Source organism: Streptomyces sp. NPDC050738 (genome assembly GCF_040654175.1).
Taxonomy (GTDB): domain Bacteria; phylum Actinomycetota; class Actinomycetes; order Streptomycetales; family Streptomycetaceae; genus Streptomyces.
In genome coordinates this window covers 112,346-124,523 of sequence record NZ_JBFAHN010000001.1, presented here as the reverse complement: position 1 = coordinate 124,523, position 12,178 = coordinate 112,346, and the positions used below count along the sequence as shown (strand labels likewise).

The 12,178-nt window shown below is 66.1% G+C and carries 4 protein-coding genes; all 4 read right to left on the bottom strand.

Annotated elements, in window-relative coordinates; genetic code table 11:
* Positions 1 to 26 precede the first annotated feature (26 nt).
* The 4 genes from AB0H78_RS00555 to AB0H78_RS00540 all read right to left on the bottom strand — a co-directional run bounded on the left by AB0H78_RS00555 (position 27) and on the right by AB0H78_RS00540 (position 12,125).
* Positions 27 to 3,092 (bottom strand): FG-GAP-like repeat-containing protein, encoded by a 3,066-nt coding sequence (locus AB0H78_RS00555; RefSeq protein WP_363231968.1) that lies wholly within the window; start codon positions 3,090 to 3,092, stop codon positions 27 to 29.
* 356 nt (positions 3,093 to 3,448) lie between these two features.
* Positions 3,449 to 9,043, bottom strand: a complete 5,595-nt coding sequence (locus AB0H78_RS00550; RefSeq protein WP_363231967.1) for a DEAD/DEAH box helicase — start codon at positions 9,041 to 9,043, stop codon at positions 3,449 to 3,451.
* Positions 9,040 to 9,984, bottom strand: a complete 945-nt coding sequence (locus AB0H78_RS00545; RefSeq protein ID WP_363231966.1) for a hypothetical protein — start codon at positions 9,982 to 9,984, stop codon at positions 9,040 to 9,042. The genes AB0H78_RS00550 and AB0H78_RS00545 overlap by 4 nt, the downstream gene beginning before the upstream one ends.
* Positions 9,981 to 12,125 (bottom strand): hypothetical protein, encoded by a 2,145-nt coding sequence (locus tag AB0H78_RS00540; RefSeq protein WP_363231965.1) that lies wholly within the window; start codon positions 12,123 to 12,125, stop codon positions 9,981 to 9,983. The genes AB0H78_RS00545 and AB0H78_RS00540 overlap by 4 nt, the downstream gene beginning before the upstream one ends.
* Positions 12,126 to 12,178: the final 53 nt, after the last annotated feature.

Sequence of the window (12,178 nt, the reverse complement as noted above, 5' to 3'; positions counted from 1 at the left end):
GGCCCCTCACTGCGTCTCAGCGCATCTCAGTACAGCCCCTTGAAGCTCTGCCACCCCGTGCTGATCTTCACGCGGCCGGCGAACGACCCCTTGCCGTTGCCCGTGCTGCGCCACAGGACCCCGCTGGTGTCCCGCGTCACAAAGTCCGCCTTGCCGTCGCCCGTGATGTCGCCCGTGCCGATGATGGCGTTGTACGAGGCCCCCCAGGCGGACGCCAGCTGTACGCGGGGCTTGAAGCCGCCCGTGCCGTTGCCGTCGTAGCGCCAGAGGATGTTGTTCTGGTCCTTGCCGAGCAGGTCGCCGTACCCGTCGCCGTTGAAGTCGCCGATGCCCGCGAGCTGCCGGTAGTTCTTCCAGTTCGACGCGATGCGCACCTTCGCCGACAGCCCGCCGGTGCTCGTGCCCTTGTAGAGGTAGGTCTCGCCGGTCGCGGCCACGCGCGCGATCAGGTCGGGGCGGCCGTCGCCTGTGATGTCGCCCGGCGAGGTCATCAGGTTGTACTGATTCCAGCCCTTGCCCAGCGACTTGTACGGGGTACCGCTGCCGAACGCCTGCCCCAACATCGTCTGGTAGACGCGGAGTTCACTGCTGCTGAGCCGTACGAGGATGTCATTGCGCCGGTCGCCGTTCAGATCCCCGAAGGGGACGAGCGTGACCGTGGAGGGCCAGCCCACCGCCGGCATCGAGCCGTTGAAACCGCCCGCCCCGTTGCCCGGCCGGTAGGAGATCGTCCCGCTCGACGACAGGGTCAGCAGGTCGCCGATCCCGTCGGGAGCCCACGAAGCGCTGTTGGAGAAGTCCCGGCATACGGCGGCCCCGACAGCGACGCGCACCGCGTATCCGGCACTCATCACGGCCCCCGAGCCGTCGGCGGGCTTCACCGTCACCGTGACGGTGTACGCACCATTGGGGACCAGCGCGCCCGCCGTGTTGCGGAGGTTCCAGCGCGCGGTCAGGTTGCCGTTGACCGGGCCGCCGGAGAGCGTGCGCACCACGGCGCCGGTGGCCTTGCTGGTGACCGTGGCCGTCCAGGAGGCCGCGGGCTTCGACAGGAATGCGCGCACCTGCCACCACGGATCGGTGGCGGCGCTGCTCTCCCACTGGTTGTTGCCGATCTCGGACTCGATGGTGCCGATCGCCCCGCCGGGCACCCCGCTGGGCACCAGATGGATCTGCTGGTCCGCGTCGACGTACGCGGCGGGCCCGCCGAACCTGTCCACGGTCCACGTCACCCCGCGCGTGCTCTCGCCGCCGGTGAAGGCGCCGATCGACCGGGTGGTGGCCTTGCCGTCGGCGAAGGCGGTGAGCTTCAGGTCCCCGGCCGCGGTGTCGTTGCGTACGAGATAACCGTCGCTGACCAGGGCCGGACCGGCCGGGACGGAGATGGACTTCTTCGTCGTACGGTCATAGACGCCGGCCTGGGCGGTCGCACCGCAGGACCAGTAGACCCAGCGGCCCACGGACTGGAGCTCCTTGGGGATGCAGGGGGCGCCGGTGCTCACGGTTTCAGTCGTCTTGCGGGTCTTCAAGTCCATGGCGGTGACGACGCCCGCGGTGGTGCCGGGGGTCCACAGCCAGGTGCCCCAGATGGAGGCGGCGGTGACGGAGCGGGTGAGTATGGGCTCCAGGTCGGTGTAGACGCCGAGGTCGCCGATGTACTGCTTGGTGGGCGAGGCGCCGTTGACGATCGCGTACCGGCCGGAGACCTCCAGGGCGGACCCGGAGGCCGAGGGCGTACGGAAGTAGCCCTCCGTGTCGCCCGGGATGATGGAACGCACGGCCGTCTCGGGTTCCGAGGCGACCGACGAAAGCGAGACCGCGCGCCCGTCGCCGCTGGAGTACGGGCCTGTCGAGTCCATGCTCCACGACTGCGAGGTCGGGGCGGACGGAACGTAGGACGTCCCGGTCGCGTCGATCGTACGGGTCCGGTAGGTGCCCAGGAAGCTGCTGTCCGTCTCGCGGGTCGCCAAGTGGCCGTTCTGCAGCGAGAGTTTCTCGATCTTGGCGGCGATCGGCGGCACAGCGGCCACCTCGGCGAGGACCGGGGTCTGCGACCCCGCAGCGGTGACCCTGCGCACCGCCCAGTGCCCCGAGTCGGCCCCGCCAACGGCCAGCAGGCCGCCGTCGGGAGCGGGGACGAGCGAGCTGTTCGCGTGCCGCAGCAGGGTGACCGGGTCGCCGCCAGCCAGGGGAACGGCCATGAGGCGTTCGCCCGACTTGTCGACGTAGTCGGAAGGCTCATCCGGCACGGACCGGGCGACCAGCAGCCAGCCGCCGGCGATGCCCAGGGTCGGGGTGCCCTCGGTGCCGGGGAGCGTCAGCGTCGTTTCGGCGGCGGAGAGGTCGGCACGGTCCAGGACGTGGGCGGTGGTGCGGTTGGAGGCCCAGACGACATGATCGGCGCTCAGCAGGGCGGAGGTGGGGTAGCCGGATACGGCGACGGTACTGGTGAGCTTCGCGGTGGCGAGGTCGACCAGGCCCAGTCGGTATGTGCTGCCGAAGGCGAGGCGAACGACAGCGGTGGTGCTGTCGCCGCCCAGGACCGCGACGGTGGAGGTGGTCTCGGCAGGGATGCCCGTGACCAAGGTTCCGTCGGCATCGGCATCCACGCCGTAGAGCCAGAACCTGGGCTCCAGGCTCGGAGTCAGACCCACCGTCAGGACATGGCCCCCGAAGGTCCCCGCGTAGCGCCCGTGGGTGAGGGCGACATCGGTGCTGGTATCGGCGGCCAGATCCCGCAGGACGACCTTCGCGGTGGGCGAGACCACATCGGCCACGATGTCGGACGAGGACCCGAGATAACCGGGCGAGTCGACACGGGCGAGGCTGCCCAACTGGGTCGTCGCTCCGGTGGCGTACGAGGTCCACAGATACCCCGAACTGCCCTCCTGCGCATGCAGATACCCGGTGGGCCCGGCCGAGTAGAGGGCATCGGAGCGAGGAACGTAGCGATCCGACTGGAAGACCTTCTCCGCCGATACGCCGGTGGTGCCGGCGAGAGCGACCGGGACGGAGGCAAGGCCGAGGCCTGCGGTCACGCTGAGGACGACCAGAGCGGCAGTGACGCCACGGGCGGTGCTACGACGGGCCAACGCGATCTCCAGAAAGGAAAAGGTCGTGGCGGGACGGGCGGCGGCAACGGAATCACCCGCAGTCGGAATGCGGATCACGAAATGCGGACCACGCAAAAGAAAACACGGCCCACGAGACGTGACGCATGGCAAGCGGTACTGCGAAGAATCCCCAGCCCTCCGGCTGCCCCCCCAAGCAAGGAGCGCTGAGGCTAACAGCAGCCACACGCATTCCAGCAGGCCAGGCGGTCACAATCGCAGGAGGCAATTGCAGTCCCCGGGGACAAAACCTGCCAGGGCTGGGCAGATCGGAGAATGCGTGGTGTTGGCATAGCCTCCAGGGCGCGGTTCTGGAGACCTCGCTCAGACCTTGTGCCTCAATGCCCTTCGAAGTCCGACAGCAGCGAAGTGACACGCGCTGGAATCTTGTTGAGGAGGAAGTCGTCGATGAAGACGACATCCGATACCCCGCGGCTGTCGGAGGATGCAGCTTGCCTCACGCGGGCGACCCGGAGCGATTCCGTACTTCCGTCGGCGGTCTCGAAGGGGCTCTTCGCGGCTACCCATAGCCGTTCTTCGTATAGAACGGCCGGACCGGTCCCTCCCAGGTTGGGTACGAACTCGGCGTCGCCGTGCGGGAAGTCGCTCGCCCAGTTCCGCAGGAACTGGCTGGCCTGGCGGGGCTTGATGCCTCTACCAGAGGCCCGGCCGGTGAGGATGGAAAGGAGGTCTTCGGCGAGACGCCAGTCGAGGAGTGAGTGGTAGGCCATGTTGGTGTAGTCGCGAAGACACTCGTAGCACGAGCCCCGGCACTCAAGTCCGTGATTGCCCGTGTGGAACTTGGCCAGCATGCGGTCAGTGGAGGCCATCAGCTCTTTGAAGACCTCAGGCTCAGCAAGGTGCGTGCAGTAGCCGGCACCGTTGTCGAGAGTGTCGGAGAGGAAAGCGAACGTTCGGGCGTGGCTGACTGCCGAGCCAGCCCCGTGGATGCCTGCCGCGATCTCGTTGGGCTGGACTTGCAGGATGTCGCCGGCGGCTACCCGGAGGAGCGCCGCGAGTGAGTACCAAGCGGCACGGCGTCCAGAACGGTTGTCTGGGAAGCCAGTCACCTGTGGGACAGAGGCAAGACTCAGGCGGAGCCCTTGCTCTGGAAGTTCGCCAGAAGCCGGGCCGAGCAGGAAAAGGTCCGTGTGCTGGACAGCACCGATGGCAGTGCCGACGGAATTGCTGTCTGCTCCCGTGTCGGTTGCCAGCCGGGGGACGTAAGCCGCAGCCGCCTCGGTCTCGACGAAGGCGCCAGACCACCAGTCGGCTGCCTTGACGGAGGAGAAATTGAAGAGGCGTCCGCCGTTGTCGTTCACGGCGTAACGGCGGCCCTTGCCCGCATGGACTACCAGGCCCGCCTCGGTGTGGCGGAGAGGTGCTCCCGTCTCCAGGTCGGCTGCGGTACGGGGAGAGAGCGCCCGAGCGCGCCAGGCGAAGTTGCCGTCGAAATCACGGGACTTGCCGCCGGTGAAGAACCCAGCTGGCTGGCGAAGCGGGATCTCGCGGTATGACCCGTCATCGGCCTTGCACGCAGGGCAGAGCGAGGACTGTTCTTCGCCGTCGTTGGGGGCCGCAGCTTCAGGACTGGGCTTCACTTCTTCGTCGAGATGGCCGCAGGCACGGCACATACCGATGTGCTGAGCTTTGCCAAGCGGATCAACAACTGCCTTTGGGGTCCGGCCAGTTGGCTCGTACGCCACGATGCCGACTGCAGTGTGAACCTTTCCGTCCTTCACCGTTTCCGCGCCAGGAGCAAACTGGGAGATGGCGATGTCGAGGGACCGGTCCACAGAGCCGGCTGGAGGCCAGGGGTAGGACACAGCCGGCTTGCGTGTGTAGAGATAGCGGGCTGAGGTGGGGAAGCCGAACATGGGCAGGATTCCTGCTTCGGCCAGTCGCTGGCTGAGGTCACGGTGGCCTCGGTGTGAACCTGCAACGGTGCTGACACAGGAGATGAGATCTTCCGCCACCCATCGGAGTGTGGCCGCCGCATTGCCCTCTCCTCGGGTGAGTTCCGCCAGGGCCGCAGCGATGGCACTGATTTGATCCGACTCTGTGGCGATCCACGCCGTCATTGCAGGGCGTAGCGCTGGCCAGTCCTGGGCCAGTCCGAACTGCCCGTGGACATTACGCGTGGGGTCGAGGCCTGAGTCGTCCGGCTCGGTCTGCCGAACCGACACGAACGCACGGCGCAGAACCTCGGAGGCGAGCACGCGTCGGTAGATATCCGCCATCTCAGTCGAGAGATAGGGAGCCGGGGTCGGCGCATTGGTGATGCGCTTAGGGTCCTGGAAGTAGTGCTCGTCGTGACTTCGGCCGCGGCAGACCGTGAGGGCCAGAGCTACGGGTGATCCGCGGCGGCCTGCCCGCCCCACCCGCTGCTGGTAGTTGAAGCGCGTGGGGGGCATGTTCGCCATCAGCACGACGGAGAGAGGGCCGATGTCGACACCGGCCTCCATGGTGGTGGTCACGGACAGGACATCGAGAGTGTCGGGTCGGGCGTGCTCCGTGTCATCCAGTAGGACTCCCTGGAAGCGAGCCTGACGACCCTGGGCCTCAGTCCGGTCCGTCTGGCCGGTGAGTTCTGCAGTGTTGAGCCGGAACCTCCCGATCCCGCCCGCGGCCATCCAGGAGTAGTAATCGTCGTCTGGCGCGCTGAAAAGAACAGCGTCGGGGGGCAAATCCCCTTTGCACTTCGTGCAGATCCCGGTACCAGGGTGAAGGTGCCGCCGTTGGCACTGGTTGCAAGTCCAGGTCATGCCGCTACTGTGGCGAAGGGCGACGTGCTCGGGCTGGATGACGTATTTGATGACGGCCGGGCCCCATGCCCTTTCTGCGCGGAGTTGCACGTCTTCCTCTGTAACTCCGGACACTTCGGCGATCTTCTCCCAGTAGTCGCGCAGAGGCCGGGGCGGAGTGTCAGCAGAGGTGCGCAGTCCCGTGAACCGGCGCAGATGCCCCAGTACGCGCAGACTGCCGCGAACGAGCGCAGTGTCCGAGGAGCGAGTGGTATCGAGGGGAGCTTGATCTGAGGAGAGGGCGAGCCAGCCGAGGCCGAGGGATTCGAAGTCCCTACCTGCACTTCCGAAGAGGCCCATCAGGAGCTCCTTCCTGAGGGATTCCCAGATCTCGTCGCGGAGGCTCCGCTGGCTTTCACCAAGCTCGCGCGACGATGTGTCACTGACCTTCCCGTTGGGGTCGTCCGGCCATCGGTAGAGCGACGACCAGGATGTGGGCGGTGAGCCCTGCTGGCTGCGGGTCATCTGGAGCGACGCGCTTGGTCCGCCCGGGTTGACGCCAAGGAAGGCAAGGTTCTCTCTTACGGCGGCAGCATGACTGTCCAGGCTCGGCGCCCGGCAGAGGGCCGCATAAAGCTCGGCTTCCTCCTCAGGGCCGGGAAGGTCATCGAGATCGTCCGGCGATGCGGTCTGCTGCAGCTTCCTCCAAGCCTGGTATGCCTCAGGATCACGAGAGTTGAGGCGCTTGTGTGCCTCCAGGGCGTCCGCTCTGTCGACCGGGGGTTGTACGTCCTTGCGGGAGAATCCACGGATTGCAGTGAGATCCGCTACCGGGTCGCCCTGCCCGTTGACCTCTTCAGCGAGCAGGAGGCGCAGGAGGTCCTGGTAGTGGCGCAGCCCGAGACCCGCCGCGAGTTTGGCTGCGTCCTGGCGGCTGTCGGAGAAGACGACTGCCTGGCGGTGCGGAAGCTGAGAGAGGATGCCAGTGGTGAGTACCTGGTTGACCTTCTCGAAACCGGTGCGCATAGACCGCACGGGAGTACGGAGACGGCGTGGGTCGCTCAGGCTGAGGTGATCGCTGCCAATCCTGCGGAGCTCCCAATTGTCGCCGCAGCCCGGGCACTGCGTTGGGGCGGCGGGAAGATCCTCAGGGTTGAGCCGTCCACGGCCGTGCTTGGTTTCCGGGACGCTGACGTGGAAGGACCAGCCGGTGTGGTCCCGGTGGTTGCGCAGCATTCCGGTGCGCGGGTCATAGGCACTGCGCTTGAACCCGAACCCGGCGCTCATTGTGCCGTTGTCGGAGGTGGAGTCCCACTCCATCTTGTCCACGGAGGGGTTGCGCTTGCGTGGCCAGTAGACGATGTAATTCGCGGCGCTGCTTCCGAGAGAGACTCCGTCGGGCAGCGAGTCGAGGTCGGGTAGGTCGGCAAGCAGCCCGGCCTTGAAGGCCTTCCCCTTGCGGTGCTTGAAGGCTGATTCGGGGGCGTATCCACCGAGGAGCACGTCTCCGCAGTTCTGGCAATAGAGCAGTTCCAGGACTCTGGATCCGCAGTCGCAGCGGGGAGTGGGGCGGGAGTAGAGCTTGCCGACAGTCCTGTCGTCGGCCCGGCCTACTACATTCGTGCACATAGGGTCCGAACAGGCCCACACACCCGGGATGTTACGGAAGAAGAGGTGCCCACGGAGACGAGGTACGTTCGTCAGCGTGGTGCGGCGCAGGGCGGCGAGGACGCCGGCCATTGCCGCTGCCTGCTGGTCGCAGTCGAGTGCCTCTGGGAAGAGCTTGGCGGCTACAGCGGTGTCGAAGTCAGCGGTCAGCCGGTCACCTTCCCGCAGGGCATTGGTGAGTGCGTCTCCAGCTCCTGAACGAGTGAGGAGCTGGTCGGATTCGGCGGGGTCCGGTGCCTGCCCGAGGGCAGCGAACTCAGCTGTGTACGGCGAAATGTCCGCGGTGGGGGTGCCAGGAAGGACTAGCCGGCCTCCGAGTACCTCGAAGCGGTCGCGCTCGACGCCGAAGAACTCCTCAAGGAAGTCCAGATCGCGGGGAGCTTCCAGCGAAGCGGACGCTGCGAGCACGCGGAACTTGTCCGGCCTGCCATCAAGCCCCAGCCGGTGCCGGAGGTTTCTCAGCAGGTAAGCGATCTCCGTGCCTGCAGTGCCCCGGTACATGTGGAGTTCATCGACAACCAGCGTGAACCGGGCATCGGGCACCTCCTCAAGCCAGCGGCGCGTCTTCTCGAATACGGCGGCCTCACGGGACCGCATCAGCATGACGTTCAGCATGCTGTAGTTCGTGATCATGATATCCGGGGGAGCCTGGAGCATGTCCCAGCGAGACCGCATCTCAGCCCCGTCGAGACGCGGGATGAAGAACTTGCTGTCCCCTTCGAGGGCCTGGGCGCGGCGGGAGCGCTTCTCGGTCTCAGTGAACTCCGAGCGGAGCGTCCGGATCCCAGCGGGCGAGGCGCAATCGCCCGGGACCGGCGTGGCACCGGTGTAACGACCGAAGTAGAAGCGGTGCCCGGGACGGCGCCGAGAGAACCAGCCCCGAACCTCGTCGCTGTCCAGCGCTTTGCGGAGGCGCATCATCTGATCGTCGACCAGCGCGTTCATTGGGTAGAGGACCAGAGCGCGCACTGCCGCGTGCCGCCCGCGCTCACCCGTCCTTTGAGCCTGGAACGCACCGGTGGGCGACGACCACCACCTGTTGGATGGCAGGGAGGCGGGCGCCCATGCCTCGGATTCGCGTACGAGGTCAGCGAGAATCGGCAGCAGGAACGCTTCGGTCTTGCCTGATCCGGTGCCCGCGGTTACGACTACATCGCGCTGGTCTCGAACCGCGGCGGTAAGCGCGCGGTGCTGGTGTTCGTGCAGGGATGGGACGCCCTGGAGCAGTCCGATCCGGGCGAGTTCAGCGAGCTGTGGGTGGGCGCCCGCTTCCTGGATGGATTCCGTGATGCCCATTCCGGAAGAGACGTACTGGGGGCGCACCTCGATCATCGGCCGACGCCAGGCTCCGCCATCGCGATTGAAGAGGTCCTCCCGCTCGCGCTGGAGCTGTTCGTCGGCGAGCCCGAACGGTGTGTTGTAGTACCGGAAGAGAGCGTCCCTCAGATACTCGAAGGAGCCGATGACATCAAGATCCGGCGTCTGCTCACCTGTGGGCTGCGGCGTGGCGGTGTCGGTCACTGCTGGTCTCCGAGGTTCTGTCCGAGCGAGCGTGCGATCTTGGTAGCGACGACTTCTGGAACGTTGTCGTACGCGAGGTTTTGTGCCCCATCGTTGATACGGGGTGCGAGGCCAGAGCACATAGCGGCAACCCTTCGGTGCAGGTCGGGGAGCGGGTAGCCCCAGTCCACGAAGAGCGTCCCGGTCCGGTCGCGCCCGCAGTCGTCCTCGGGTTTCCACCGCAGTACATCGGCGTCGCTGTTCTGCGTGGCGAGCACCGCATAGACGGCGTGCTCATGTGAGGTCTCGAACCAGGCGCCGTTGAGCAGGACCTGGCAGACCCGCTTGCTGTCTCTGCGCTTCAGCCGGTATAGACCGTCGCCCTGGGGGCGGTCGACCAGCCGGTACTGGGAGTGCTCGAGGAAGTACTGCTCTAGAGGCTCCCCGAACTCCGGCGCAGAGGTCCGCTCCGTCAGAGTGTTGTCAGGGAGCAGGGCCGCACCTTGATAGGCGAAGCACGGGGCGAGTATCGCGCCAAGGTCGGAGGCAAGGTCCTCAAGATCGCCTGTTTCACAGAAGCGGACAAGGAGCGAATCAGGGAGAGGGATGTCCTGCGGAGGACGCATGGCGGAGGACCGGTACAGCGTGACAAGGTCGTCGTCTACGAGATTGTCAAGACGCCGGGCGAAGGCCGCGGTGCGGCTTCCGGTGAGTACGGCGAGCCCTTGGGCCCTGGGCAGAGGAGTGATGACAGGCGGCGCGGCCGACCACCGTCGCTCACTCCAGTCGATGTCGAGATAGGCGAGGGACACGGCATCGCGTAGCCAGCGGCCCGGAGCACCCTGCCCAATTTCAGGGCGCTTCTTGGAGCCGAACCACCACAAGCCCTGCTTCACTTCGGCGAGTTCGCCCTCGCCCAACTCACTGAGCCAGCGCAGCAACAGATTGCCGGAGTCGTTCATTCCGCGCTCCCATCGCTGATGCGGGAAATCGCCCTGGCAGCCTCTACGTAACGAAACCAGCCAGCTGTCCCACATCGGCCGCCGGCGTCCGCGCTGAGCACGGCGTACGCCCAGCGGTAATCGTCCGGGGAGGGATCAGGGTCAGGAGCCTGCACACGGGGATCTACTGCTCTCACCCACCACCGCTGGGACGTGCGGTAGACGAACCACACTGCTTCCTGTGGCGCCTCGGCTTCGAAGATGTGTTCTGTGGCTGCTTCCGGAACACGATTCAGGACCCAGGGCGGAGGTGACTGGCTGCGGGCTGGAACGACACCTCCGTGGGGGGTGATGAAGTACGCCTCCAGAACCCTCTTCTTCACGATCAACGACCGCGGAAGGCCGAGCGTGGCCGGGGCAGCAGCGCCCTTGAGGTAGGTCAGTCCGTCATCCGAGGCGCTGACATGAGGTCCAGCGGAGGTGGAGTTGCACAGATAGCCGAGACGTCCGGTGCCTTGCGGAAGACCTTCGCTGAATCCATCGTGCACCGTGAAGATCTGGCTGCTAGACGCGGTACCTACCTCGTGCTGGCCTTCCTCCAAGGGGACTTGGTGGAGAGGGAACGGGGTCCTCGGGTCGGTCCGCAGACTGGAAGTGCGTCCATCCAGCGTGACTTCGACTGTGCCGCTGAGAGTGTGGGGTGTGGGCAAGACCAGGTCCGGCACAGCTCCGCGGAGGTAGTGGCCTGCGACGCCCGCCCCGGCACGGTATTCGCGTGCGATGCGCAGTCCGCCGATGAGCTCCGCGTCGTTCCTTACCTGCGGCTGCAGGACGTGAATGTGCTCGCCACCGGCATCCAGCGCGCGGGTGAAGGCAAAGCCGTCAGCGGCGCGGACGTTCTTGAAGAACCGCCACCCTGGCACGGCAGCTGCGGACTCCCGGACCGCTCCCCTACCGAGGGAACCAAGCATGGAGCGAACCTGCGCTGCCGCTGACAATGAGGCCAGGATGCAGTGCTGTTCGCCAGGTTCGAAGTACTCAGTACTCACCCACTCCCCGAGGTCTGGGTGCATACGGAGCAGGATGACCTCTTGGGGAACCCACTCGATGAAGAGATCGTCCCCCTCAAGCTTCACGCCTAGCCGGAGTTGAGGCTCTGACGGCTGCAGGGTCTCCAGTCCTGTGTACACGCCGCCGTAGTCGGTGCGCAGGGTGAACGCGGTGCCGTCGTGGAAGCTGACACTCGTTTCCTCGACACCTTCGGCGGCGTCTGCGAGCCACTCCAGGCGCCTTCCGTTATCCGTTACTGCGATGCGCAGGCCGACCGCCCGCCTCCGGTGTGCTCTTTCGGGCTCATGGAGCGTGCCGTCCCAGTCGTTGGCTAGCCGCTCTAGGAGCGAGACGATAAGCGGGGGGTTTTCGTCAGCGTTACTAGGATCGGCTGCGAACCGCAGCTCCTCCATGAACCGCTGGGACAGGTGCCGGTCCCGTCCTGCGCTCCAAGTGGTAAGACGGCGGAGAAGCTCCCGGCCAGGCATGCCGGTCGCGTTTCTGGGGTGGAGCCGTGTCGTGGCGAAGAAGCGGGTCAGTTCCTGACGGTCCGACCTCCGGACGAGCGCCTGCGAAACGGGGTAGCCAACGCGCCAGTAGAACGCATCGGTGCTCACCGTGCTCGCTCCATACAGGCCACCGGTCGCATCGAGCCAGGCGTCAAGGCCCTTCCACATCGCGGCTACATCGTCCAGCGCTCGGTCCAGCCGGTTGGCCTGGTGGCCCTTCTGCGGGACATCGAACAGTTGGTACCAGCGCCCGCGGAAGTTGGTCCGGCGCATGCCGTCTGACGTAACCATCCGGGTGGCGGCGAGTACTGAAGCCGCGAGCACCGGGAGGCTGGGAGGTGCGCCACTTTGTCCCCCAGACTTCCACAGACGACACCGCTGTACGATCCGGGAGAAGAGGGGAATGTCTGAACGGTCCCAGCACAGCTGGTCTGAGACCGCCTGTGCCAGCGGAACCTCGATCCCATACTGCTCAGCGAGCTCTCGCTCTACCTCGTCATCGACGTAGAGGACGGTGCTCTGCAGTGCGTGCGCAACTCCGAAGAACTCTTCGGACAGTGCCCGGCGCCACTGGTCGTACGGATCCCTCATCTGCCTACCCATGCCCACAGTTTCAGAAGTAGCTGGATTTTGTGGGGGGACGAGCGTTCGCCGTG

Excerpts from the sequence above, each read along its gene's own strand:
- AB0H78_RS00545 (WP_363231966.1), bottom strand. The coding sequence starts at position 9,984 with ATGAACGACTCCGGCAATCTGTTGCTGCGCTGGCTCAGTGAGTTGGGC.
- AB0H78_RS00540 (WP_363231965.1), bottom strand. The coding sequence starts at position 12,125 with ATGGGTAGGCAGATGAGGGATCCGTACGACCAGTGGCGCCGGGCACTG.